Genomic DNA, 23,775 nt, shown 5'->3' with positions numbered 1-23,775 from the left:
TAAAAGGATGGATCTACATACCATCAGCAACCGGACCTCTCTGCACGGCGCTTCTGATAAAGGATACGACAATTTTATAGTAAAAATTCGGGGAATTAAAGTTTTCGTCTCTTCAATTGTCAAGACAGTGAGTTTGGGCTTTTACGGCCTCGTCAGCGGAGCCCGGTTCATCCTGCTTGGGCTTCCACAAACGCACACAACTGATTCATATCCGCGATGTGGACCTCTCGTTTTTTCCAGCTCATCCATCCCTGGCGATGAAATTTACCCAAAATGCGCGACACGGTTTCAGGCGTCAGATTCAGATAATTCGCCAAATCACGATGCAGAATATTCAATCGGAACTGCAAATGCTCATACCCTCGAGCTTTGTACTTACTGGACATGCTCAAAAAAAACTGCGCCACACGCTGTTCGGCCGTTTTCTGGGTCAGCATGCCGGCATGCACCCGCCCGGAAAGAATTTCCTGACTCATCAGGCGGATCATCTGGTTCATCAAACCCGGCACACGTTTTTGCAAATCATCGAGTTGTGCATAGGGCAACGCACACACGGTGGTTGTATCCAGTGCCACCGCGTTGAAGACATGTTCACCACCGGCAACAGCCTCGAGACCGATGATATCGCCCGGCAAATAAAATCCCTGGATCACTTCCTGGCAACGGTCATTCCGAGCATAAACTTTGACCATGCCAGCCCTGACCGCATACAGATGGTGAAAGTTTTCACCCTGTGTGAAGACGGTGTCACCTTTCATGAAAGAAGGCAGATGCGCCACCACAGGTTCCAACTGGCTTAAGTCCGATTCATAAAGACTGGAAGCAAAACAAACGCCTTGAAGGGCGCAATGAGCACAGCTTGCAGAGTGATTCGGCATCTGACGAGTCATAAAACGTCTCCAAAAACAGTTCTCTTATGATACCAAAAAGCGAAGACCCTCTTGCTTCCCCGGCCATCGCTTTGCCCATGAAAAACTAATGCTTGAATAAATTTTTTTTAACTATCTCGGTCGTTTTTTTCGGCAACTCCGAGTTTTGACTCAACTTTCTGCCAACAAAAATAAGATGTGATTAATATTTAGGCAATCTATTAAAGGCGAACGATATTAAAGGATTTAGCCTCTTTAAAATCGGTTCATTCACACAGTTATCCACAACTTCTGTGGATGACTGATTTGACCGCTCTCACTGGCATTCAAACGAAAAATAAACGAAATAATATATATTTTTCAATATGTTACTTAATACTCCAATAAAACAAGTGAGAAGAAAAATCTAATCTTCAATCTTTGCCTGTCAAGTATTTTTTTAACTTATTCACGCCGCGGGGTTACGCCCTGACCAGCCGGTACAACAAGGGCTGTGCTAAAATACTTTGCCTTGATTGGCACGCTTATCAAACCCAAGGGCACTTTCAGAAAGGATTGATTGACATGGCAAACATTCTCGGCATTGGCAACTGTGTACTCGACACCATTCTGGACACAGACCACTACCCCCGTGAAGACGAGGAAATGCGCGCCCAAGGGCGAACGTTTTCCGTCGGCGGCAATGTGGCAAACAGTCTTTATGTGCTCAATCAACTCGGGCATGCGTCCACGCTCGTGACTGCCACCGGCGGAGACCATGAAGCCAAACAGCTCAAACAGGGGTTGGAAGCACGAAGCATCAACACGGATCACATCCAGCGGTTTTTACAGGGCGCAACACCGACGTCCTACGTCATTCGAAACCGCGAAACCGGCAGCCGCACCATTACCCATTTTCGCGACTTGCCAGAAGTGAGCTTTGACTTTTTTGCCAAGATCGAAATCGAAAACTGGGATTGGTTGCATTTTGAAGGGCGCAACCTGTCTCACTTGCCTGGTATGCTGAATATCGCCCGCACCTTCCTTGACCAGCAGCCCATTTCTCTGGAAGTGGAAAAGCCGCGCGAAGGCATTGAGACGGTGTTTGAACTGGCCAATGTCATCATTTTCTCGCATCACTATGCACGCGCCAAAGGCTACCAAGACGGAGAGGCATTACTGAGCGCACTGGCCCCCTCGCTGACCGCGCAACATCTGATTTGTACCTGGGGCACAAAAGGTGCCTGGTTTAAAAGTGCCGGGCAACAGACGGTTCACCATCAGCCAGCCAAAGAAATTGACCAGGTGATCGACACACTTGGCGCGGGCGACACCTTCAACGCCGGACTGATTGATGCGTTACTACAGGGACATGCTTTGGCAGAATCGGTCAAAGCAGCAAGCGATCTGGCCTCCCACAAGTGTCAGAAACAAGGACTGGATAATCTACTGGCACCGATTGAAAAACCCAAACCTCTGGCCAACCAGCGCAGCATCAGCCAGGCAAAAGTCACGGTTGTGCCTGCCCCGAAGCTCGGGCACTCTGTGCTGCTGATTTCGGATGGCAGTCAGGTCAAAGCGTATGAGAACAACTGCCCTCATCAGAACGTGCCGCTGAACGAAGCCTACAAGGTGGACGTCAATCCGTTTGAAAAAACCATGAAATGCTCCGTGCACGATGCCTTTTTCAAGATCGAGAATGGGGAATGTGTCGAAGGCCCCTGCCTGAATGATGCTCTTCAACCCGTTGCGATTCGTGTCGAAGACAATGGCGATATTTATTTAGCAGACTGAGCGTCGCACAAAGACAGCAAAGGCACCCCCTGCCTCTCTCAGGTTGTGCTGGAAGAACTCATACAGCGCTGTCGAATGGCCTCGTACAGTGCCACGCCTGTGGCGACGGACACATTCAAACTGTCCACCACACCCGCCATGGGAATGGCCGCGAGAAAATCACACTGCTCACGCACCCCTTTGCGCAACCCTTTGCCCTCGGCGCCCATCACCAGCCCCGTCGGCCCGGTCAGGCTCTGATCATAAAGGGTCTGTGAGGTTTCTCCGGCCAGACCGGTGACCCAAAGACCCCGCTTTTGCGCGTCACCGATGGCGCGGGCCAAATTCGGCACCACCACCAAATCCACGCTCTCAGCCGCACCGCTTGCCACCTTTCGCACAGTGGCATTCAGGCCGACGGACTGGTGCTTGGGAATCACAACCGACATCACGCCGCACGCATCGGCCGTACGCAGAATCGCTCCCAGATTATGCGGATCCTGAACTTCATCCAGAAACACAACCAAAGGCGCCTTTCCTTGTTCGATCAACCCCTCCAACTGGGCCAACCACTGCTTGGGACTGAGGGGTGTTTTCGCAACCACTTCGGCCACAACGCCCTGATGAACCGCGTCTTTGGGCAAGCGCGCCACCTGTTGTTTAAAGCCATGCTCCTCACAGCGCACCCCCAGGGCGTTCGCCTGCGCCGATAATTTTTTTAAACGGGCATTCGGTTGAGGTTGGACGCTCAAACGTATAATCGATTGGGGAGATTGCTTGAGCAGTGTTTCAACCGCGTGCAATCCATAGAGCAGTTGCGTACTCATGGGCAGGCATCCAGATCTGTTGATGTTTGCAAAAAGGAACGACCCGGGGCGGGTCCGTTTTAACCAGGCCTGGTCAAAACGGCAGCGGGCCAGAACTTAAATCAAGATTTCGGTGAAGGACGTTTTTTACGCCCGCCTCGTCCACCGCGGCGACCGCGACCGCCCCGTCGCTTGCGTGGCTTGGCCGGTTTGTCACCCTGTTGCTCTGTTTGAGCGGCGTCTGACTCTGTGGCCTCTTCTTCTGACTTCGACACCACACGGGCGTCCTCGGAGGCATCTTCAAGAGACGCCAAAAAGCGTAAATCGACTTTGCGATCGTCCAGGTTGACCTGAGCAACCTGCACCTTGACCCGGTCACCGATGCGGTAAACTTTGCCGGTGCGCTCGCCCTTAAGACAATGACGCGACGCATCATAATGGAAATAGTCCTCACCCAGCTCGGTAATATGAACCAATCCTTCCACGTACAACGGCAGCAACTCGACAAACAAACCGAAATTGGTGGCTGAGGCCACCACGCCTTCGTATTCTTCGCCCAGTCGGTGCGACAAAAACTCACACTTGAGGAAGGTTTCTGCTTCACGCGTGGCGTCATCCGCCCGGCGTTCAGTCATGGAGCACTGCTCACCCATGCGAACCATGTCATCATGATTATAGTCAAATTCAGACACGGGCTGTTTGGTCTGAACAAAGCGGATCGCGCGATGAATCAGCAGATCCGGATAACGACGAATCGGTGAAGTAAAATGCGCGTAATGCTCATAGTTCAGTCCGAAATGGCCTTTGTTATCCGGTTGGTAAACGGCCTGATTCATACTGCGCAGCATCACGGTGTTCACCAGATGTTCATGCGGTTTCCCTTCAACGGCTTCGGCCACTTTGGCATAGTCTTCCGCCGTGGGGTCGTCCCCACCTTCCAGTGTCAAGCCAAAGTCAGCCAGGAAGGTACGAAGGTTATCCAGGCGTTCTTCCGAAGGCGGCTCATGCACGCGGAATAGAATCGGCATTTTATGCCATTTAAGGTAACGTGCCGTCGCCACATTCGCCATCAGCATGCATTCTTCAATCAGCTTGTGTGCATCGGTGCGCTGCACCGGGACAATCTCTTTGATTTTACGCTGATCATCAAACACCATTTTGGTTTCGGTGGTATCGAAATCCAGCGCCCCACGGGCCTCACGCGCCTCGCGCATGAGGCCAAACAGGGTATGCAGGTCTTCCACCTGCGGGATCACGCCAGCAAAGGTCTCACGAGCCTCAGCCTTGGGATCCGTGATGATCTGATGCACATCGTCATACGTCAGGCGCGCCTTGGAGTTCATGACCGCATCATAAAACTGGGTACGCTCCAGTTTGCCTTCCTCGGAAATCGCCATATCGCACACCATGCACAAGCGATCCACCGCCGGGTTCAGTGAACACAAACCATTGGACAGTTTTTCTGGCAGCATCGGCACCACTTTCTGCGGAAAATAGACCGAGTTGCCGCGCTCATAAGCTTCCTGATCCAAAGGCGTGCCCGGCTTGACGTAGTGTGACACGTCTGCAATCGCCACCACCAATCGCCAGCCGTTTTTGCGACGCTTGGCGAACACGGCGTCATCCAGGTCGCGCGAATCGGCGCCATCGATGGTGACCAGCGGCAGGTTGCGCAAATCCTTACGCCCTTCAAAGTCGGTTGACTGCACCTCATCGGGAATCTCAGCCAACTGATCCAGCACCGCCTGCGGAAATTGATCAGGAATGTTATGCGCATGAATCGCTGCGTCAATTTCCATCCCCGGCGCCATATAATCACCGACCACTTCCACAATTTTGCCAATCGCACTGGCACGTTTGGTGGGCTGATGAATCAGCTCCACTTTAACGATCTGGCCTTCTTTGGCATCCATCAGACCGTCATTGGGCACAAAGACATCCTGAGCAATTTTGTTATTGTTGGGCTGCACCCAGGCAAGCGACTCTTCAAAATGCAGTCGTCCCAAAAGGGTTTGGTTGGTGTGCTCAATGACTTCCACCACCATGCCTTCACGGCGCCCTTTGCGATCGGTTCCGACCACGGAAGCAATCACAGAATCGCCATGAAACACCTTGTGCATTTCACGCTCACCCAAAAACAGGTCCGAACCACCGTCTTCCGGGTGTACGAAACCAAAACCATTTGGATGGCCAATGACGCGCCCCTTCACCAAATCCATTTTTTCAAGCAGACCAAAGGCGCCCCGTCGATTGCGCAACAGCTGACCGTCGCGAACCATTGCTTTGAGTCGGCGCGACAACGCTTCCATTCGTTCTTCATCCGCCTCGTCAATCTCAATTTCAGCGGCAATTTGTTTTAAGCGCAATGGTTTCTTAACCGCTTCCAATCGCTCGATAATGTAATCACGACTGGGAATCGGATTGTCGTATTTTTGCGCTTCCTGCGCCAGATTCGGGTCTTGCGGTTTGGCTTTGGAATCGTCTTGCTGGTGTGTCGTCGCTTCAGTCACTCGAAATAAACGCTCTTGGTTGAAAATTGGGAAATCAAAATTGATGTTCTTGACAGGAAAGGTCTGAGCCGATGGGCAGCATGCGCTGTTTCATGCAATCCAGACCTAAATTAAGTGGGAATACAATACAGTAAGTCGACAAGGGTGTCAAAATTGTCCAACCAAGCCCCTGCCAGCGAGCTCCTAGCGAACCGCTTCGCATGCCTGGTTGACCTTTTTTAAGCGGACGGTAGTGCCGCCACCTCTTCGGGCGAATAAAGGACTTTCGCCAACTCATTTAGTGCGGATTCAATCGCCTCTTCCAACACCGGGTGATAATAAGGCATTTTGACCAGGCTCAACACATCCATTTGCTGCTCGACCGCCCAGGTCAAAAGATGCGTGAAGTGCTCGGCGTGCGGCATCACCAGCTCACCGCCAATCAGACGTTTGCTCTGCTTGTCGGCATACAGAGAAATCACGCCCTTGTCTTCGCCCATCACGATGGCACGACCATTATTACGCTCCAGATAAAAGTCCACCACCTCAGTCTGGTCCAGGTCGAGCTCACTGTAGGATTGGCCAAAGAAGCCGACCTGAGGGTCGGTAAACGCAATGCCAAGCGGGGTCAAACGTTTATAAGCCTCGACCTGCGGGTAATGACGGGCATTGGTCACCGCAATCTTACCCTCATGCCCGGCTTCATGCAGGATCGGGCGATACGCATTGACATCACCGGCGATGAACACCGGCAAGTCCGCCACCTGCATGGTCTGTAAATCAAATGGCGGCAATCCCTGGTTATCCAGTTCAACGCCCAGGTTTTCGATGCCGATCTGGTCGATATTCGGGCGGCGCCCCAGAGAAGCCAGAACCGCGTCCACCTCAAACGAACCGGACGACACCGTGACCTTGACGCCTTTATCAGTGCTTTCGAGCTCGGCCGGTTCGCCCAGGTACACAGGGAATTCCTTGGAAATATTTTTCACCAGTTCCTTTGACGCGGACGGCGATGACAGGCCCGCCATGGTGTTGGTCATCTCAAACCCATACACATCCACGCCAAGCCTTGACAGGGCCTGCCCCAGTTCCAAGCCGATGATTCCCAGCCCGATGACGGCCACACGCTTGGGCAAGCGGTCCAGTTCAAAAATTTCATCACTGGTCAGCAATTTATCACCCAGGGCTTTCCAGGGTTCAGGCACCACAGGGCGGGAACCGGTGGCAATAATAATGCGTTCACCCTGAATCCGTTCCCCATCGACCTCGACCGTATCCGGGGCCACAAAACGCGCATACCCCTTGATCAACTGATCCGGCTTAAGCGTGTCGGTTGAGCCGGACTGAACCCCTTTGGTGAAACGGTCACGAAACGCACGCACCCGGCGCATGACCGCCTCATCATCCAGGCTAAGCTGGTCGGCGCCCTGAATCCCGAACTCATAAAAGTGCTTGCGCGAATGATAATGCTCGGCACAATGAATCAGCGCTTTGGAAGGCATGCATCCGACCCGCGCGCAAGTGGTACCGAAGTAACCGCCGTTGATCATGACAAAATTTTCTGTCTCACGCCGAATCTGGCCCATCGCCGTCAAGCCGGACGAACCGGCCCCCAAAATAATGTATTTCACTTTTCTCATTTGATTTCATCCTTTATCGCGACGCACACGCAGCGGAGCGCTCGCGTTCAATTGAATGATTTCATTATCATGATTTCACCCAACCGCATCAAGCTGATTTCAAGCAATGCGACGATTGTGCCGGGTTTGCATGACAGACAGATGACAGTCAGCGCCTCTTAGCTCATCATCCGACTTGAATCACAGAGCGATCCCCTTAGAATGAGAGTTTCCTTATACTTGATGAGACCTGAATGCAGCCATTTCATCATCAGGGGCGCCTGCCGTGGCAGCGCACCCTGTTTACATGCTGTTTATTACCAGGCCTGGTAATGTTTGCCCTTTGGGGGATGTCAACGACGGCCTGGCCCGGCAAGACGGGGCAGGCGACGGATCTGTCTGTCTCCAATCGGATCCTCACGCCCTTCAGCGGGGACCTGCCCGCTTTGCGAGAGCGACGCATCATCCGGGTGCTGGTCAGTCACACCCGAACCAATTTCTTTTTGACCGAACGCGGCTTTCGCGGACTGGAATACGACCTGCTCAAGGCGTATGAAGCGTTTTTAAACCGGGGCCCACGCCGTCAGCGCTATCAGACCCATTTGAGCTTTATCCCACTTCCCTTTGGCGAAATCCTGCCCAGTTTGCAAAAAGGGCTGGGCGACATCGCCGCCTCCGGCCTGACCATCACCCCGGAGCGGCGCCATCTGGTCGACTTTGCCGCCCCCTACATCACCGACATCCAGGAAATTCTGGTGACCCACAAAGACGCCCCGCCCATCGAAACCCTCCAAGACTTCTCTGGCAAGCAAGTGATCGTGGTCAGCAACAGCAGTTACATTATTCACCTGGAGCAGTTCAATCAGACCCTGGGCAGCATGGGGCTGACACCGATGGAAATCAAACGGGCTCACCCATTGCTCGAAGCGGAAGATCTGCTGGAAATGGTCAATGAAGGCTTATACGATTACACGGTCACCGACAGCCACATCGCCAACATCTGGCAGCAGGTCCTGCCCGACATTCGGGTAGACCGTGACATGATCCTGTATCACAATGCCGACATTGCCTGGGCCATCCAAAAAAACAAACCCAAGCTCAAAGCATCGCTCAATCGATTTGTGCAGCGCCATGCCAAACCCGGACGCTTTCTGCGCAACAGCGTTTACCGAAAATACTTTGAAAATGCCTACTGGCTGCGCCAGCCGCTGACCCATGATCTGCTCAAAAAAGTGAACTGCCTGAAAAGTTATTTTCAATATTACGGTGAGTTTTATGGCTTTGACTGGCGCTTGCTGGCGGCACTGGCGTATCAGGAGTCGCGTTTTGACCAGAGCAAACGCAGCCATGCCGGCGCCGTGGGCATCATGCAGATCAAACCCAGCACCGCCCGTGATCGCAACGTGCGGCTGCCCGACGTGTATGACCTGGAAACCAACGTTCATGCCGGCGTGCGTTATCTGGCCTTTTTGCGGGATCGCTATTTTTCCAGCCGTCAATACAGCGACAAAGACCGGATGCACTTTACCCTTGCTGCCTACAACGCCGGGCCCAGGCGCGTGCTGGAGTTGCAACGTCGAGCCAAAGCGATGGGATTGTCCCCGCATCGCTGGTTTTACCACGTCGAAACCGTGGCCAGAAACCTGATCGGCCATGAAACCGTCAACTACGTCACCCAGATTCTGAAAATGCGATTATTTCTCACTCACTCAGAAAACCTGGAAGCAGAAAAACGAGCGCTCAAAAAACAGCAGGCGTCAACGGAAGCATCCGAAAAACCGCTAGACTAAGGAGAGTCAGACTGGCCGATAGACCTTGACCGCTGAATGGCCGGCGTCCTTCAGCAACTGGGCATGCAGTTGACTCATGACCCCTTTATCACAATACAACAAATAGGTCTCTGCTTCGGGCAAGTCATCAAACCGGTGTTGTAACTCATAAAAAGGCAACGCAACATCCGCCTCGGCCAGAGGCGCCTGCGCCACTTTCTGAGGCGCGCGAATGTCGATCACCAGCGCCTTTTCCGGTATGGTGTGCACCACCTCAACCGGGGTCTGTGCATTGACGTCATCCACCACCTGGTCAATGTGAATCCGACGACGACGCCTCACCGCCGATTCCAACAGTGCACCATCAAACGCCGCCGCTTCCTTTTCAATGCGCTTGCGGGAAGCATTGATCACTGGGTTTTGCGAGATCACGCCACAATATTCGGGAATGGATTCGGCGAAACGGCGCGTGCCGATTCGATCCGCCCATTGAATGATCTCTGCCTTATCCATGGTGGCCAACGGGCGCAATATCAACCCCTCGACCGACTGATCCAGTACGTTCAGATTCTTGAGCGTCTGACTGGAAACCTGACCGATGGCCTCGCCACTGAGCAATACCTCCACGCCCAGCTCATCGGCAATACGCTCCGCCGCCTGAAGCATCAACCGTTTGAGCATCATGCCCAGATAACTTGGATGCACCGACTGAAACAGTCCCTCAACCACGCCCTCAAACGGTACGGATACAAACTCAACCCGATGGGAGGCGCCAAAGGTCTCCCACAGATAAAGCGCAACCTGCTTGACACCGATTTCATGGGCAGGGCCGCCCAGATTAAAAAAGACAAAATGGGTTTTTAATCCCCGTTTCATACTCAGAAAACTGGCCACCGTGGAATCAAACCCGCCGGACATCAAACTGAGCACCTCGCCCTGTGTGCCAATGGGAAAACCACCCAGGCCCGGGATGCGCCGGGTAATCACATTCAAACATTGGTCATGAATTTCCATGGCAACGGTTTCCTGCGGCTGCTTGAGCTGCACGCCTGCAGGTGCGCCTTCGCGAATCAGAAACGCGCCCAGAAAACGCTCCAGCTCGAAAGAGGTGAAGCGATGATGCCCGGTTCGTTTGACCCGCACCGCAAACGTTTTGCCCTCAATCCGATCCAGAACATGCGGGGCAAGCTTGTCGGCAACCTGCTGCATCAGAGCTTCCGGCTCATCGGTCGTCAGAGTGTACTGCACCACTCGCAGGAACTGATCCACACCGGGTGTGGCCGCCAGCACCTGCTCCACGCCGGACTGAGTCACCTCGTCGCAAAATACCTCGAATTTGTCCGGAAAACGCCGGATCGTCACCGCCAGGCCATGACGATCAAACAACGCCAGCAGATTCTGATAAAGCTGATTGACCATGCGTTTTTTCACGCTGGGCCCCTTCACCATAATCTCTGGAAAAAACCGAACAATGTATTTCACACGCGTCTCCTGTCAGCCACACTCAAAAACCCAGTATTGTCGCACAATCGATCCGGAGACGCATAAATCGGCGACAACAACCACTGCGAACCGACCAACAAAAATTGAATTTTTACAGGGCGACTGGTATCCTTAGCGCAATTTTTTCGTACTTAACCAGAGAGAGAAAATCTTATGAACCGATTGGATCAGGTATTAGCGCGCGATAAAGTGCCCGCCGAATTGGAACTGGTGATTGACCACGTCATCCGTGCCTGTAAGGACATTTCTTATCAGCTGAAACAGGGTGAAATTGCCGGGATTTTGGGTGCCACCGAAGACCAGAACGTTCAAGGGGAAACCCAAAAGAAACTGGACGTCATCTCCAATGACATGCTCAAGGACATTCTGATCAACAACCCTTACGTGCGCGGTGTCGGTTCCGAAGAAGAAGACTACACCATCGCCGGGGCCGACGACGGCAAATACCTGGTCACGTTCGATCCGCTGGACGGCTCGTCCAACATCGACGTCAACCTGTCTGTGGGCACCATCTTCTCCATTCTGGAAGCGCCTGCCGACGGCCGTAAAGGCGATGACCAGTCAACGTTCATGCAAAATGGCCGCCACCAGGTAGCCGCCGGTTACGTTCTGTACGGCCCATCCACCCTGCTGGTCATGACCACCGGCAATGGCGTCAACTTCTTTACCCTTGACACCAATGTGGGTGAATTTGTTCTGACCAAATCCAACATCCAGATTCCCGAAGACACCGCCGAGTTTGCCATCAACATGTCCAACCAGCGTTTCTGGGAAGCGGAAATGAAGCAGTACATTGACGACTGCCTCAAAGGCGAAGAAGGGCCTCTGGGCAAACGCTACAACATGCGTTGGGTTGCCTCCATGGTGGCCGAAGTGCATCGTATCCTGGTTCGTGGCGGTATTTTCATGTATCCCTACGACAACCGTGATCCGTCCAAGGCCGGTAAACTGCGTCTGATGTACGAAGGCAACCCCATGTCCATGATCGTTGAACAGGCGGGTGGTGCCTCGTCAACCGGTCGCCAGGACATTATGGATGTCGAACCCAAAGACATTCACGACCGCGTGCCGGTTGTGCTGGGCTCGAAAAACGAAGTTGCCAAAGTGGTCGCCTACCACAAATCCTAAACGCACGGTTTTTCGTACGTTTCTCGCCCGCCCGGCTCAGTGCGCTGACCGCGCGGGTTTTTTATTGCCGATTACACAAACAAAACAAGGAAACAAACCATGGGTTATTCCGCAGTCCCTGCAGGCAAAGACGTTCCAAATGACGTCAACGTTATCATTGAAATCCCTGCCTTTGCCCCACCGATCAAATACGAAGTCGATAAGGACACCGACCTGGTTTGGGTGGATCGTCTTCAAGGCGCAACCATGCAATACCCCGCCAACTACGGCTACATCAACGACTCCCTGTCCGACGACGGTGATCCGGTCGATGTACTGGTGGTCACGCCCCACCCATTGATGATCGGATCGGTGATTCGCTGTCGCCCCATTGGCATTTTTCACATGACCGACGACGGTGGCGAAGACGCCAAAGTGATCGCAGTACCCATCGACAAACTGACGCCCATCTACCAGGACGTTCAAAAGGTTGAGGACATTCCGCTTTTGAAAGAACAGGTGGAACTGTTCTTCAGCCATTACAAAGACATTGAGCCAGGCAAATGGGTCAAGGTCGAAGGCTGGGGTGACGTGGATGCTGCACGCCAGGAAATTGAAAATGGGGTGAAGCAGTATCAGAATCAGAAATAACGGATTCCACATCTCTACCAATGGGCGTGACAGACGCCCAAAACAAAAAAGCGCCTGACGGCGCTTTTTTTTATATCTTGCTCATGTGAACCGGACCTGTTTTTGACCAGGCCTGGTCAACATCGATTTAAAACAAATCAATTTCGCCTTCATCCATCGATTGCGACGACACGCGACGCATGCGTTTGGATTCGATCTCTTCACGCTCCTGATGAATGGTCTGGCGAAATTCTTCCAGGCGTGCTTTGTGCTCTTCCACCGATTGAACCGGGTTGTTTTTGTTCTCTTCGATAAACTGATTAATCTGGTGTGAAAAGCCACTCAAGTTTTCCAGGTGGTTTAGAATCTGCTCCACCAGCTGACGCACAATGTCTTCAAACTGAAGCGAGCGCATGGCGTTGGACACACTGACCTCGATCTCGGAGATGACCCCCGACACATCCCCCAGCTTGCCAGAGATGCCTTCATTCATGGACTCGAGATCCTGAGTCAGGTCGGTGACCTTGTCCTGTGACGTATGCGCCTCTTCCATATCCTTTTCTGCGGTGTCGCTTACCAGACGACGCACATGATCGACCGTTTGCTTCGCTTTCTCAGCCTTGTCACGGATTTGAGCATTGAGCTGGTTGGAATTAAGCGACAGTTTGCGCACTTCATCGGCCACCACCGCAAATCCGCGTCCGGCTTCACCAGCCCGAGCCGCTTCAATCGCAGCATTCAACGCCAAAAGGTTGGTTTGGTCGGCAATGCCTTTGACGTCCTCAAGCAGAATAAAGATCGATTCGATCTGATCCACCATGTCATCGATTTTTTCCACGGTATCGCTGCTTCGCTGACTGGATTTTTTGAGCAAACCGATCAGATACGTCAAAACATCTTTGATTTCTTCCGAGAATTTCTGGATGCTCATGCCCTCACCGGTACCACCCAGATTGTCCAAAATCCCGACCACCATCTTGTATTCTTTGGTGGTTTGTTCATGCAAACCGGAAAAGCTGTTGTTCAAGGTGTCAATCGCTTCGGCTACCAGGTCCTTCACCTGCAAAAGTTCGCCTCGAACCACCTCCACTTCTTCATCGACCACAGAATCGATGTCGTTCATGATGACCTGCAGCGAATCATCAATCACCCCAGCGTCAAAATTCGAAGATTGCTTGGCTTGTGCCGCCACTTCCCGCGCCGGAACTGGCTTGGTCTGCGCCGCATCTTTGAGCGATTTTCCACGCGAAATGGTGGCCGCCACACGGGCTTCATGAGCGATGGTCAGCGTCCACACAAACGATACCGCCAACACCGAAATCAGGCCGATATAGGGAATATGCACAAGATTCAGAACCACCGCCGCAAACGTCAGCAGCCATGGAAGCCAGTATTGTTTTAGGATTTTGAACATGGAAAAACCGTCCTTAATTCAGAAGCGTTCGACTTACCCGTCAAGAAGCACGCTCCGTGCCACCTGACTGAGTTTTGTCTTATGTATCGGCGTTATCCGGCTTTTTTAACCAGTTCCAGAATCTTTTCCGGGATTTTCTCCAAAGGCAAGACATGGTCTGCCGCGCCCAAATGAACCGCTTCGCCTGGCATCCCCCAAACCACGGAGGTCTTTTCGTCCTGAGCGATGGTGGCCACACCGATTTCCTGCAATTCTTTCAGGCCTTGCGCGCCATCAGCCCCCATCCCCGTCAAGAGCACACCTACCGCATTTTTTCCCACATTCTGCACAACGGTTCGAAACATCACATCCACCGATGGTTTGTGGCGATTGACCGGCGGCCCATCGTTCAGACGACACAAATAGCGCGCCCCACTGCGCTCGACTAATAAGTGCTGGCCGCCCGGCGCAATATAGACGTGCCCAGGCAGGATCGCCTGCCCGTCTGTGGCCTGCATCACCCGCATTTCAGAAATCGTGTCCATGCGATCGGCAAACGGTTGACTGAACGCCGCTGGAATGTGCTGGGTGATCACAATCGCCGGAGTATTGGCCGGCAGGCGCATCAGCAATTCCTTGATTGCCTCGGTGCCTCCTGTGGAGGCGCCCAGCGCAATGATTTTTTCAGTGGTGGAAAAATGCCGACTGTGGGTACGCTTAACGATGGCGTCGGTGTCGTATTTCTGTGGCGCCTGCAAACGCGGTTGCGGCAGCACTTTGGGCTTTTCGGTTTTATTGGCGGCATAGCGCGCATAGTGGCGTTCAAGCTGATATTTGCTGACACGTGACGCCGTCTTAACCTTGCGGCGAATTTCCTCGGCGTAATCCTCGAAGGTATGCGCCAGGTCAATTTTGGGCTTGCTCACAAAGTCAACGGCGCCAAGCTCCAGCGCTTCAAACGTGATGTCGGCGCCTTTTTCCGTCAGGGTCGACACCATCACCACCGGCATGGGGTGCAGACGCATCAGATTCTTCAAAAACGTGACGCCGTCCATGCGCGGCATTTCCACATCCAGTGTCAGCACATCCGGGTGCAACTGTTTGACCTTGTCTCGCGCATCATAGGGATCGGACGCCGTCCCCACGACCTCAATCCCTGGGTCGGCATTGAGCATTTCCTGAAGCATCTGGCGCACCAATGCGGAATCATCCACCACCAGCACTTTAATTTTTGACATAAACGACGACTCCTCAAGCGTGTGCGTTCGCCCGTATAGGACTCTGAACTTTTTTAACGAATTTTCTGATAAATGGTCTGCCCCAACAATTTGAAGCGGTCGGAGACTTTGTATAAGGATTCGGAGTGCCCAACGAACAGATGACCATGCGATGGCAACAGATCCGCATAGCGCTCAAACAGGCGACTTTGTGTGGGCTTATCAAAATAAATCACCACATTGCGACAGAAGATAACGTCAATCTGATCACGAATGGGCCACTCGTTCATCAGGTTGATCTGCCCGAAATCAATGATTTTCTGCAATTCCGGCTTAACCTTGACCATCCCCTCGTGGCGACCGCTCCCTTTGAGAAACCAGCGTTTGATACGCTCCTGAGAGACGCCTTTCAACCGATCCATCTTGTAGACACCTCGCTCAGCGGTTTCGACCACACTGGTATCCAGATCGGTCGCCAGCACGCGTGCGTCCCAGCCGGCGGGCACCGCCTCCTTGAGCGTAATCGCAAGGGAATAGGGTTCCTCTCCAGTGGAACAGCCCGCCGACCAGATTCGGATTTTTTTGGACGCCTGATTGGTTTGCAACAACTGAGGGATGACTTCCTGCGCCAGGTATTCAAAGTGATGATTCTCGCGAAAGAAAAACGTCAAATTAGTCGTAATCGCATTGATCAGCTGAACAAATTCCACCTCACCCTGCGCTTCGACAAAATCCAAATACTGCTTGAACGACTGCTGTTCGAGAAAACGGATACGTTTGGCCAAACGGTTGTAGACCAGGTTGCGTTTGGATTCATTCAAATCAATGCCAGCAAAGTCATAGACCAGCTGTTTCACTCGCTGAAAATCTTTATCGGTAAACTCAAATTCTCTCTGGCTCACTGATTACCTCGTCTGCCTGTGGAGGACCTGCCCTCGAATCATGCCTTCAATTATAGTTGCTCTCCCTTGAACTTGCAGTTTAATATGATCTCAACCCTATAAGATTTTCGCTTAAACAGTGAGGTTCCATGGCCCAATTACCCAGCTCACTGCCCAATGCATCCGCCGGTTCCGCACAACTGACGGTGCAGGCCAGTAAGGCCCTGCAGGAGCTGGCCAATACCAAGTTGCTTGTCGGAAAACTTTACACCGCTCAGATCGACCGGGTAGAAGGCCAGAAAGTGCATTTCTCGCTGGCAGGCAAGTCCATGGTGGCCCAGACCAACCTGCCCCTTCAGGCCGGCACCGCCCTTCAGGTCAAGGTCACCCAGACGCACCCCACTGTGGTGCTGCAGGCACAGGTCACCAAAGAGCCGCCGCAACAGATGGCGGCTCAGACCGCTTACCGGCAACTTTTGCCGAATCAAATGCCGGTGAACCAAGGCTTGCAGCAACTGGTACAACTGGCGCAATCGCCCGCCTTACCCAGTGTAGTGCAGACCGGGCTGACACAGCTGTTTGAACAACTGTTCCGCCCTTCCACACAGCTGACCTCACAACAACTCAAACAGCAACTTCAGGGCACTGGCCTTTTTCTGGAAAACCGGCTGGCACAGGGCCGCCCTCCCGTCGCCACGGATTTCAAAGCCAAGCTTCTACAGCTGAGTCAATTGCTGCTGGGATTCAAGGATGAAAACGCTGAAACCGAAAAACTCAGCAAGACGCTCAACCAAACCCTGAACCGCTTGACCCTGCAACAACTCCAGGCCGCACAGAACCCACACACCATCAACATCGAGCTGCCCCTCCACCCGGAATCACGACTCAATCCCATTGAAATCGACATCCGGCGTCAGGGGAGCGCTGCAAGCCCTTCCTGGGAGGTGATGGTCGACCTGACCCTTCCCAATGGACGTCTAAAAGCCAAAGTCGTTTATCAGCGCGAACAACTGAATGCCGGACTCTGGTCAGACACGTCGGCTCTTAAGCAGAGCTTGGAGACCCAGCTCCCTGAACTCAGAAACCAATTCCAACAGGCGGGTCTGCCACTCAACCACCTGTTTATCGCTCACCAGGAACCTTCTCCAGACCAAACTGCCAAGAAAGTCGCTCTGATCGACATTCACATCTGATTCTTTGTGGTAACGCTCATTTGCACTTCGACTTACGCCGTTCCTGCGCTGGCTTGGCAGAATTGAATGATGAAAATGGATTGGCAAGGCACCAAAAGTCGATTCGGCACAGGTTTTGCATGCAGGTTCTGCCTGGAATGGAACATTCCGAGGCTTGGGTGCGACAGGCATTCGCATTTTACCTAAACCAATGCGGAACGTCTGTTCCGGCTGAGACAAAAATGTCATCCCAATAACCCTAAAAAGGGGTCGTGTTTTCCGGGTGGCCTCATGTATAATGGCGTTAAACGTTTCAAACTGAGAGAGAAATCATGTCAAAAATTCTTGCCGTTGATGATTCCAAGTCCATGCGACAGATGGTTAGCATGTCCCTGAAATCTGCCGGACACGATGTGACCGAAGCCGAGGATGGTAAAGTCGCCCTCGACATTGCTCAAAAAGAAGGCTTTGACCTGGTGGTGACAGACATTAACATGCCGAATATGAACGGCATCGAGTTGATCCAGGCCCTCAGAGGCTTGCCCAATTACAAATTCACGCCCATTCTGTGTCTGACCACCGAATCATCCGGTGACATGAAAACCAAAGGCAAAGAAGCCGGTGCCACTGGCTGGATTGTCAAACCTTTCAGCCCGGAAAAACTGCTGTCCGTGATTAATCGCGTTCTGTAAAAACGCGTTTCTGCCTAGGAGACTGCCATGTCCGATACCACACTGACGCTGCCAGAGAGCCTGACCATTCACCAGATTGAAGCCCATTTTGGTGGCCTTAAGCTGGCCCTCGATTCAGACGCTGATCTTTTCAAGCTGGACGCGGGGGAAGTGGAGTCGGTTGACACGGCAGGCCTCCAGTCGTTACTGGTTCTGGTCAAGCAGCTACAGGCAGCCGGCAAACAAATTGAATGGATCAATGCTGGCGATGCCATCACTCAGGCTGCCGATCGGGTGGGACTGACTGAGAAGCTGAAGCTAACAGCCTAACCCGACTTCCCATCCTACTTTTTCACCAGGCCTGGTGATTTTATGCCTTCTGACGCCCAACAACCGCTTGCCGTCTCCCTGCATTATGAGGGTGAAGGCGCCCCCAGAGTCACCGCAAAAGGCCGCGGCCATCTGGCCGAGCAGATCCTGGCTGTGGCTCGGGAACACAATGTTCCCATTCAAGAAGACCCCTACCTGGTGGAGCTGCTGGCCCAGGTCGAACTGGACGATGAAATCCCGGAAGTGCTTTACGAGGCGGTGGTACAGGTTCTGATTTTTGCCTATCAGATTTCCGGCAAACCCATGCCCAGACCCGACCGAAACGATGATAACTGATCGTCAGGTTCATCGCATTGACCCTGCCAGTCCCCGTTTCCGCGCAGTCAATCATTTCCTCAAGCACCATCGACAAACCACCGCCCCGCGTCAGGCGCCATTATGGTGCACTCACCACTCTAGCGCGGGCTATACCGGTGCCATTTGGGGACAATGGATGGAACACTCTCTCTGGCTTCGCAGCCTGTTCGTCTCACCCCCTCATCGTCGCCAGGGGCTGGGACAGGCCTTGCTGTGCCAAGTGATGCAAGAGACATCACGCTTTGAATCCTCTTTGACCCAGCTGGTGGCATTTGTGCCCACACCCTACCAAGGCCTCTATCAGAGCGTCGGGTTTCACCCTGCCGATGAAAGTAAGCTGCCGGCACCGTTGCAGAAACGCTGGCAACAGGCGGTTGATCATGCCAAACCCTGGCATCTGTATGTGTACAACCTGCCCACCCCCTAGTCGCCCGACAAATCATGCGACGTCAGTGCACTTTCATGAGTTCGTCCCAACGCGTGGTATAACGGGGCGAGCAGTGTGAGCGACGCATCTGCCACGAACGTGGTGACTCCCGCATGCCTGCGGCGGCAAACTGCACCGCACCGCGCCCCATTTTTTTATTCAACTCATCCATGGTCGCCATCAATACCGAGGCATTTTCCGATGCGACCGGGCCCACGTCGGATGCCCAACAGTCAACCTGACACGGCCCGACTTGCTGAATGTGAGACAAGGTGACCTGTACCTTGCGATAAGCCCGTTCCGGCTGCCACAAGCCCGCTAGAAGTGCTTTGCCCTGTTTGATCAGCCAACGGGTGTCCTGCGTCGGCTGCACCAGCGGTTGCGTAGCCTGTGCCTGATAAAAATCCGGCGCATGCGGATTGGTCCGCAACATCACATTAACCGCCTGACAGGTCGCATTCTGGCGACGCAGTTTTTCGCCCGCCCGTTGCGCAAACGCGCTCATCGCCTCGGCCAACGCCGCCCACTGCGTCACCGGCTGCCCAAACGAACGTGATACCCGTATCTGCTGGTTGGGCCCGTCCGGGTCCAGCGCACTCAAGCAGGACTCCCCTCGCAACTCCCGCAAAATTTTTTCTTCCCGCACCGAAAAACGACGACGAATCTGGCGCGGGTCACAACGAATAAAGTCACGCACCGTCTCCACCCCCATCGCATGCAGCCGCCGCGTCAACCGCTGCCCGATCCCCCAGACACTTGACACCGGCACCGTGGCAAAAATCGCCGCTTTGGCTGACTCACTCAGCGCAGCCAGATCCAATACCCCAGCATAGGCAGGGGTACGCTTGGCCAGATGATTGGCCAGCTTCGCCAGTGTATGGGTCGCGGCAATGCCCACCGCCACCGGCAACCCCAAGCCCTGAGCAATTCTGGATTGGATGCCCCGGCCATACTCGGTCCAGTCCGCCACTTCAAGCCCTGCCAAATCCAAAAAACACTCATCAATGGAATAAATTTCCTGTCTCGGAGCGCACTGGCCGAGCAGACTGTGCATGCGCGCGCTCATATCAGCATACAATTCGTAGTTGGAACTGAACACGGCCGCGCCCATTTCTTTCAGGTAGGGCGCCACCTTGAAATACGGCTGATACATCAAGCTGGTCGGTCTCGCCGCTTTAAAACCACCCTGGCCCAACTGGATGCTTTGCTGTGCCAACCAGGCATCCAGCTGTTTGGCCCGCGCATTGGCTGCCACAATGCAGCCATCGTTGTTCGAGAGCACCACCACCGGCCGTTTTTTCAACCAGGGCTGAAACGCCTCTTCGCAGGAAGCGTAAAAACTATTGCCATCCACCAACGCAATTCTGGCCATGACGCCTCTTTATTTGAATTCTGTTACAATCGTTAATAAATTCTACCAGACTGACCGTAAAAACGTAACAGATTTCAAGAGGTTCTCAGATAATGACCAACTCATCCAATCATGGCGGCGCCCGACCCGGCGCCGGTCGCAAAAAAGGCAGTGGCCCCTATGGCGAACCAACCCGCGTGATGCGTGTCCCTGCCTCCAAAGTGGCCATCATCAAGCATTGGTTGACGCAACAGGCGCAACCGACCCAACAGCCAGACAACGCCGACTTTTCAACGACGTTAAACCGAGCTGGACATCAGATCGCTCACCCTGACTTTGCCACCAGCGTCTCCCTTCCCCTCTACAGTCATAAAGTCACGGCTGGCTTTCCCAGTCCGGCGGATGATTACATCGAAAACCGGCTTGACCTGAACCAGAAACTGATACGGGAGCCGCAAACCACCTTTCTGGTGACGGTTGAAGGGGATTCCATGCAGGACGCCGGCATTGAACGCGGGGATTTACTGGTCGTCGACCGTGGGCTGTCGCCGCAGGATGGCGACATTGTGATTGCGTCGATTCACGAAGACGTCACCGTCAAGCGTCTGAAAATAGAGCAAGAAGGTTTGTGGTTAGTGCCCGAAAACAGCAACTATCCGCCCATCCCGGTCAAAGACAACCACGAGATCACCTTGTGGGGCGTGGTCACCGCCACCATTAAACAGTTCAAGCGATGACACAAGCCTGTCAGAACAACAGGCGGGCAAGGTTATTCGACCTCGATCCGGTCTCGGTTTTTCGCCAGCGTTTTGGTGCCGATGCCTTTGACCGAGAGCAGATCCTGGGCTTCATCAAACTCACCATTGGCTTCACGGTAGGCCACAATCCGCTCCGCCTTGACCTTACCGATGCCATTGAGCTGCGCCAATTCCGAAGCGGAGGCCTCATTCACATTCACCGAACCGGCCCAGACTGAAAAGGATACCAGGCTGGCAAACAAAAAAGTGATCATTGATTTCCACATACGCTCTGTACTCCTGTCTTTGGATACCCGCAGCCAATTGGCTACGTAAAACTGACAGTAACACAGTGGAAATGCACATTCAAAATTATCTTGGATTCAGAGAAAAAGAGAAAAAAGCGGGCAGGGACAGGGATGTCCATTTGCGCCCGGATTGAGTATAATGCGTCTCTGTTTTTGGAAAGTCATGACTCATTCCGACACCGTTCATGACATTTCAGGAGCTGCACAGTAGAAGACAAACATTTTGAGGACCCAGCATGAACTTTGACCAGGCCCGATTTAACATGGTGGAACAGCAAATCCGTCCCTGGGACGTGCTTGACCCGCACATTCTAGAACTCTTCAGCGAGATTCCGCGTCACCATTTTGTCGCCGACGATCAAAAAGCACTGGCCTATAGCGACTTTGAGCTTCCCATCGGCGAAGGTCAAACCATGCTGCCTCCCCGCGTCGAAGCACGCATCCTGCAAGGCCTGACCCCATGCGCCGATGACAAAGCGCTGGAAATCGGGACGGGCTCTGGCTTCACCACCGCCCTTCTGGCGGCAAGCACCGACACGGTCACCACTGTCGAGATTTACCCATCTTTACAGGCCACCGCCCAATCACGTCTAAGCGATTACGACAACATACAGTTTGAACAGGGCGATGCGCACAATGGCTGGGATGACGGACAGACCTACGATGTGATTTTTATTACCGGCGCCCTGCCCAAAATGATCGATGCTTACAAACAGCAGTTGGCACTGGGAGGACGCCTGGCCGTCACCACCGGTCACGCACCAGCCATGACCACACAAATCATTACCCGTGTCAGCGACAACGAATGGAGCAGTGAACCACTGTTTGAAACGGTGCTGCCTTACTTGATCAACGCCGAACCGGAAGACACGTTCCAGTTTTAAGCCGCCTCATGGAAAATCCGGGCGAACACGCATAAACACCGGGAACCTCGGCTTCCCATGGCGCGTTCGACCATAATACTTGAAGGTGATCCAAGCCCCCACTTTCGGAGGCGTTTTCCGTTGCGCATCGGTTAAGCCACTGCCCACTGAAAACCGACTGTCAAATCCACTGTCTGAATGCGGTTCACACCGCAATGATCCAACCATCCCTTCAAGACGCCCTCTTCCCGGCTGATAGCCTTGCACCTGACATTCGGCCTCCTGATGGAGTTTTACTTTTAAGGCCTGATCAGAACGACCGGACAAATAAGACTGGTTCGGCGCGCGCACCACCGCGCCTTCAGCCCCTTTTTCCTGTAGCCGGGAAAACAGTTGCTTAAAATGCGCTGAATCCTTCAGCTGGATTTGTTTCACCACCGAAAGAGAAGAGATGGAAGGTGCTTGCGTCAGGAAACGTGTCAGCCTCGCCAATCGCTGGGTCAGACCACCGGGGGCATTTGGCACGTCAAACACCTGAAAGGTCACTTGCCGCCAACGTTCATCCGGTTCAGTCTGACGCACAATGGACATGGTTTCGGCAAAAGCCTGCCTTTCAAGCCACAATTCACCATCCAACGCAAAAGAAGGCCATTGTTCGGTAAACCAGTCTGGCGCATGAATCACATTTCCCTGGCGAGACAACAGCTTTTCACCATCCCAATAGGCGCGCATGCCGTCATATTTTTCACTCAACCACCAGCCGGTTAAGGCGAAGTCAGCAACGGGCTTGTCTGGCGATAAGGCTTTCAAACGTTCTGGCGGGTAGGTTTCTAGCAGGAAGAGATTAGGAGGTGGGTCGGCCATGGCGACCGAGGCGAGCCAGAGTAGGCAAACGCCCCATTTCATGCGATGTTTGCCCCTTAACATCAAAGGACAAGGGGCGCATCAGAACAACTCAATCGGGTCCTCCTCGGGCTCGACCGGATGTTTAAGGCGTTCCCGCATGCGTCCTTTCATGGTTTCAATGGCTTCATCAACCGGGCATTTTTTATCAAAAATCAATTCAAACAGCTCTTCCTCTTCCTGCATACTGGTGCCTTTGCGCACCGCCTGTCTGAAAGATTCCCACTGCGCCTGATCCTTGGCGTGCATTTCATGCGAAACAATTTCTGCCAGGCCTGATAAACCAACCGACACGTGATTGAGTCGCTGAGACAACTTGTCGTAAAACTGAAAGGCAATAATTGCCTGATGCATTTTTTCTGACAACTCGGAGGTCTGAGACAGCAAAGAAGCGTTGTGCTCAGCCATCCCATCTACCTGGTCAGACAAATGAGCGATTTTCTGACTCGATTGCTCAATCGCTTCCAAATGCTGCGACATATACGTGAACGAATCAATTAATGTGTTGACGGAGTGATCGCCTTCATTGATTGACAATTCAATCTGTGCCACCGACAGATTGAGCATGAGAATGGTTTCCTGAACTTCTTTCGCGCCTAAAGCAAATGACATAATATCCTC

The 23,775-nt window shown here is 53.1% G+C and carries 23 protein-coding genes; 11 read left to right on the top strand and 12 right to left on the bottom strand.

Annotated elements, in window-relative coordinates:
• Nucleotides 1-167 precede the first annotated feature (167 nt).
• Complete coding sequence (locus AVO41_RS08745) at nucleotides 168-890, bottom strand: helix-turn-helix domain-containing protein (protein ID WP_068585718.1); 723 nt, start codon at nucleotides 888-890, stop codon at nucleotides 168-170.
• Nucleotides 891-1,433: 543 nt separating this feature from the next.
• Between AVO41_RS08745 and AVO41_RS08740 the strand changes: the two genes are divergently transcribed.
• The gene (locus AVO41_RS08740) at nucleotides 1,434-2,642 is read left to right on the top strand and encodes a PfkB family carbohydrate kinase (protein WP_068585713.1); all 1,209 of its coding nucleotides are present in this window, start codon (nucleotides 1,434-1,436) and stop codon (nucleotides 2,640-2,642) included.
• Between the two features lie 38 nt (nucleotides 2,643-2,680).
• On the opposite strand, the gene rlmB is transcribed toward AVO41_RS08740, so the two are convergent.
• From rlmB to AVO41_RS08725, 3 genes are all read right to left on the bottom strand, one after another.
• Nucleotides 2,681-3,448: a 23S rRNA (guanosine(2251)-2'-O)-methyltransferase RlmB gene (gene rlmB, locus AVO41_RS08735; protein WP_068585710.1), complete on the bottom strand. Its 768-nt coding sequence runs from the start codon at nucleotides 3,446-3,448 to the stop codon at nucleotides 2,681-2,683.
• A gap of 101 nt (nucleotides 3,449-3,549) precedes the next feature.
• Nucleotides 3,550-5,937, bottom strand: a complete 2,388-nt coding sequence (rnr, locus tag AVO41_RS08730) for a ribonuclease R (RefSeq protein ID WP_068585707.1) — start codon at nucleotides 5,935-5,937, stop codon at nucleotides 3,550-3,552.
• Between the two features lie 218 nt (nucleotides 5,938-6,155).
• Complete coding sequence (locus tag AVO41_RS08725; RefSeq protein ID WP_068585705.1) at nucleotides 6,156-7,556, bottom strand: dihydrolipoyl dehydrogenase; 1,401 nt, start codon at nucleotides 7,554-7,556, stop codon at nucleotides 6,156-6,158.
• Nucleotides 7,557-7,789: 233 nt separating this feature from the next.
• Here AVO41_RS08725 and AVO41_RS08720 point away from each other — a divergent pair, with 233 nt between their 5' ends.
• Entirely contained in the window at nucleotides 7,790-9,325 is a 1,536-nt protein-coding gene (locus AVO41_RS08720) for a transporter substrate-binding domain-containing protein (protein WP_235584715.1), read from the top strand.
• Between the two features lie 6 nt (nucleotides 9,326-9,331).
• Here AVO41_RS08720 and thiI read toward each other — a convergent pair whose 3' ends face one another.
• The gene (gene thiI, locus AVO41_RS08715) at nucleotides 9,332-10,786 is read right to left on the bottom strand and encodes a tRNA uracil 4-sulfurtransferase ThiI (RefSeq protein WP_255357710.1); all 1,455 of its coding nucleotides are present in this window, start codon (nucleotides 10,784-10,786) and stop codon (nucleotides 9,332-9,334) included.
• 174 nt (nucleotides 10,787-10,960) lie between these two features.
• Between thiI and AVO41_RS08710 the strand changes: the two genes are divergently transcribed.
• Both AVO41_RS08710 and ppa read left to right on the top strand, forming a co-directional pair.
• Complete coding sequence (locus tag AVO41_RS08710) at nucleotides 10,961-11,935, top strand: class 1 fructose-bisphosphatase (RefSeq protein WP_068585703.1); 975 nt, start codon at nucleotides 10,961-10,963, stop codon at nucleotides 11,933-11,935.
• A gap of 99 nt (nucleotides 11,936-12,034) precedes the next feature.
• Nucleotides 12,035-12,565 (top strand): inorganic diphosphatase, encoded by a 531-nt coding sequence (gene ppa, locus AVO41_RS08705; protein ID WP_068585699.1) that lies wholly within the window; start codon nucleotides 12,035-12,037, stop codon nucleotides 12,563-12,565.
• A gap of 127 nt (nucleotides 12,566-12,692) precedes the next feature.
• Here ppa and AVO41_RS08700 read toward each other — a convergent pair whose 3' ends face one another.
• The 3 genes from AVO41_RS08700 to AVO41_RS08690 form a co-directional block, all read right to left on the bottom strand.
• On the bottom strand, nucleotides 12,693-13,958 hold the full coding sequence (locus AVO41_RS08700; RefSeq protein ID WP_068585695.1) for a methyl-accepting chemotaxis protein: 1,266 nt from the start codon (nucleotides 13,956-13,958) through the stop codon (nucleotides 12,693-12,695).
• Nucleotides 13,959-14,050: 92 nt separating this feature from the next.
• Nucleotides 14,051-15,175, bottom strand: a complete 1,125-nt coding sequence (locus AVO41_RS08695) for a chemotaxis response regulator protein-glutamate methylesterase (RefSeq protein ID WP_068585692.1) — start codon at nucleotides 15,173-15,175, stop codon at nucleotides 14,051-14,053.
• Nucleotides 15,176-15,228: 53 nt separating this feature from the next.
• Nucleotides 15,229-16,056: a protein-glutamate O-methyltransferase CheR gene (locus AVO41_RS08690; protein ID WP_068585689.1), complete on the bottom strand. Its 828-nt coding sequence runs from the start codon at nucleotides 16,054-16,056 to the stop codon at nucleotides 15,229-15,231.
• A 128-nt stretch (nucleotides 16,057-16,184) separates the two neighbouring features.
• On the opposite strand from AVO41_RS08690, the gene AVO41_RS08685 reads away from it, so the two are divergent.
• The 5 genes from AVO41_RS08685 to AVO41_RS10630 all read left to right on the top strand — a co-directional run bounded on the left by AVO41_RS08685 (nucleotide 16,185) and on the right by AVO41_RS10630 (nucleotide 18,992).
• Nucleotides 16,185-17,228: a flagellar hook-length control protein FliK gene (locus AVO41_RS08685; protein ID WP_068585686.1), complete on the top strand. Its 1,044-nt coding sequence runs from the start codon at nucleotides 16,185-16,187 to the stop codon at nucleotides 17,226-17,228.
• A 311-nt stretch (nucleotides 17,229-17,539) separates the two neighbouring features.
• Nucleotides 17,540-17,899, top strand: coding sequence for a response regulator (locus AVO41_RS08680; RefSeq protein ID WP_068585683.1), 360 nt, complete (start codon nucleotides 17,540-17,542; stop codon nucleotides 17,897-17,899).
• 27 nt (nucleotides 17,900-17,926) lie between these two features.
• Nucleotides 17,927-18,208 carry an STAS domain-containing protein gene (locus tag AVO41_RS08675; protein ID WP_068585680.1) on the top strand — a complete coding sequence of 94 codons (282 nt, stop codon included), beginning with the start codon at nucleotides 17,927-17,929 and terminating at the stop codon, nucleotides 18,206-18,208.
• Between the two features lie 42 nt (nucleotides 18,209-18,250).
• Entirely contained in the window at nucleotides 18,251-18,544 is a 294-nt protein-coding gene (locus AVO41_RS08670; RefSeq protein ID WP_068585678.1) for an EscU/YscU/HrcU family type III secretion system export apparatus switch protein, read from the top strand.
• Nucleotides 18,534-18,992, top strand: a complete 459-nt coding sequence (locus AVO41_RS10630; protein WP_082676679.1) for a GNAT family N-acetyltransferase — start codon at nucleotides 18,534-18,536, stop codon at nucleotides 18,990-18,992. The genes AVO41_RS08670 and AVO41_RS10630 overlap by 11 nt, the downstream gene beginning before the upstream one ends.
• A gap of 22 nt (nucleotides 18,993-19,014) precedes the next feature.
• Here AVO41_RS10630 and AVO41_RS08660 read toward each other — a convergent pair whose 3' ends face one another.
• The gene (locus tag AVO41_RS08660) at nucleotides 19,015-20,364 is read right to left on the bottom strand and encodes a Y-family DNA polymerase (protein WP_068585672.1); all 1,350 of its coding nucleotides are present in this window, start codon (nucleotides 20,362-20,364) and stop codon (nucleotides 19,015-19,017) included.
• Nucleotides 20,365-20,456: 92 nt separating this feature from the next.
• On the opposite strand from AVO41_RS08660, the gene AVO41_RS08655 reads away from it, so the two are divergent.
• Nucleotides 20,457-21,080, top strand: coding sequence for a LexA family transcriptional regulator (locus tag AVO41_RS08655; protein ID WP_068585668.1), 624 nt, complete (start codon nucleotides 20,457-20,459; stop codon nucleotides 21,078-21,080).
• 32 nt (nucleotides 21,081-21,112) lie between these two features.
• Here AVO41_RS08655 and AVO41_RS08650 read toward each other — a convergent pair whose 3' ends face one another.
• Nucleotides 21,113-21,367 (bottom strand): ComEA family DNA-binding protein, encoded by a 255-nt coding sequence (locus AVO41_RS08650; protein ID WP_201022868.1) that lies wholly within the window; start codon nucleotides 21,365-21,367, stop codon nucleotides 21,113-21,115.
• A 257-nt stretch (nucleotides 21,368-21,624) separates the two neighbouring features.
• On the opposite strand from AVO41_RS08650, the gene AVO41_RS08645 reads away from it, so the two are divergent.
• Nucleotides 21,625-22,272 carry a protein-L-isoaspartate O-methyltransferase gene (locus tag AVO41_RS08645; RefSeq protein WP_068585665.1) on the top strand — a complete coding sequence of 216 codons (648 nt, stop codon included), beginning with the start codon at nucleotides 21,625-21,627 and terminating at the stop codon, nucleotides 22,270-22,272.
• 6 nt (nucleotides 22,273-22,278) lie between these two features.
• Here AVO41_RS08645 and AVO41_RS08640 read toward each other — a convergent pair whose 3' ends face one another.
• Together AVO41_RS08640 and AVO41_RS08635 are read right to left on the bottom strand one after the other, a co-directional pair.
• Complete coding sequence (locus AVO41_RS08640) at nucleotides 22,279-23,157, bottom strand: DNA ligase (RefSeq protein WP_235584713.1); 879 nt, start codon at nucleotides 23,155-23,157, stop codon at nucleotides 22,279-22,281.
• Nucleotides 23,158-23,196: 39 nt separating this feature from the next.
• Nucleotides 23,197-23,766, bottom strand: coding sequence for a hypothetical protein (locus AVO41_RS08635; RefSeq protein ID WP_068585662.1), 570 nt, complete (start codon nucleotides 23,764-23,766; stop codon nucleotides 23,197-23,199).
• Between the last annotated feature and the right edge of the window lie 9 nt (nucleotides 23,767-23,775).

The sequence above is a fragment of the Thiomicrospira sp. WB1 genome (genome assembly GCF_001507535.1).
Lineage (GTDB): Bacteria > Pseudomonadota > Gammaproteobacteria > Thiomicrospirales > Thiomicrospiraceae > Hydrogenovibrio.
The sequence above is the reverse complement of the archived record's forward strand: the minus strand, read 5'-3'. Positions and strand labels throughout refer to the sequence as shown.

Excerpts from the sequence above, each read along its gene's own strand:
- AVO41_RS08745 (WP_068585718.1), bottom strand. The coding sequence starts at position 890 with ATGACTCGTCAGATGCCGAATCACTCTGCAAGCTGTGCTCATTGCGCC.
- AVO41_RS08740 (WP_068585713.1), top strand. The coding sequence starts at position 1,434 with ATGGCAAACATTCTCGGCATTGGCAACTGTGTACTCGACACCATTCTG.
- rlmB (WP_068585710.1), bottom strand. The coding sequence starts at position 3,448 with ATGAGTACGCAACTGCTCTATGGATTGCACGCGGTTGAAACACTGCTC.
- AVO41_RS08725 (WP_068585705.1), bottom strand. The coding sequence starts at position 7,556 with ATGAGAAAAGTGAAATACATTATTTTGGGGGCCGGTTCGTCCGGCTTG.
- AVO41_RS08720 (WP_235584715.1), top strand. The coding sequence starts at position 7,790 with ATGCAGCCATTTCATCATCAGGGGCGCCTGCCGTGGCAGCGCACCCTG.
- AVO41_RS08710 (WP_068585703.1), top strand. The coding sequence starts at position 10,961 with ATGAACCGATTGGATCAGGTATTAGCGCGCGATAAAGTGCCCGCCGAA.
- ppa (WP_068585699.1), top strand. The coding sequence starts at position 12,035 with ATGGGTTATTCCGCAGTCCCTGCAGGCAAAGACGTTCCAAATGACGTC.
- AVO41_RS08700 (WP_068585695.1), bottom strand. The coding sequence starts at position 13,958 with ATGTTCAAAATCCTAAAACAATACTGGCTTCCATGGCTGCTGACGTTT.
- AVO41_RS08695 (WP_068585692.1), bottom strand. The coding sequence starts at position 15,175 with ATGTCAAAAATTAAAGTGCTGGTGGTGGATGATTCCGCATTGGTGCGC.
- AVO41_RS08685 (WP_068585686.1), top strand. The coding sequence starts at position 16,185 with ATGGCCCAATTACCCAGCTCACTGCCCAATGCATCCGCCGGTTCCGCA.
- AVO41_RS08680 (WP_068585683.1), top strand. The coding sequence starts at position 17,540 with ATGTCAAAAATTCTTGCCGTTGATGATTCCAAGTCCATGCGACAGATG.
- AVO41_RS08675 (WP_068585680.1), top strand. The coding sequence starts at position 17,927 with ATGTCCGATACCACACTGACGCTGCCAGAGAGCCTGACCATTCACCAG.
- AVO41_RS08670 (WP_068585678.1), top strand. The coding sequence starts at position 18,251 with ATGCCTTCTGACGCCCAACAACCGCTTGCCGTCTCCCTGCATTATGAG.
- AVO41_RS10630 (WP_082676679.1), top strand. The coding sequence starts at position 18,534 with ATGATAACTGATCGTCAGGTTCATCGCATTGACCCTGCCAGTCCCCGT.
- AVO41_RS08660 (WP_068585672.1), bottom strand. The coding sequence starts at position 20,364 with ATGGCCAGAATTGCGTTGGTGGATGGCAATAGTTTTTACGCTTCCTGC.
- AVO41_RS08655 (WP_068585668.1), top strand. The coding sequence starts at position 20,457 with ATGACCAACTCATCCAATCATGGCGGCGCCCGACCCGGCGCCGGTCGC.
- AVO41_RS08650 (WP_201022868.1), bottom strand. The coding sequence starts at position 21,367 with ATGTGGAAATCAATGATCACTTTTTTGTTTGCCAGCCTGGTATCCTTT.
- AVO41_RS08645 (WP_068585665.1), top strand. The coding sequence starts at position 21,625 with ATGAACTTTGACCAGGCCCGATTTAACATGGTGGAACAGCAAATCCGT.
- AVO41_RS08640 (WP_235584713.1), bottom strand. The coding sequence starts at position 23,157 with ATGAAATGGGGCGTTTGCCTACTCTGGCTCGCCTCGGTCGCCATGGCC.
- AVO41_RS08635 (WP_068585662.1), bottom strand. The coding sequence starts at position 23,766 with ATGTCATTTGCTTTAGGCGCGAAAGAAGTTCAGGAAACCATTCTCATG.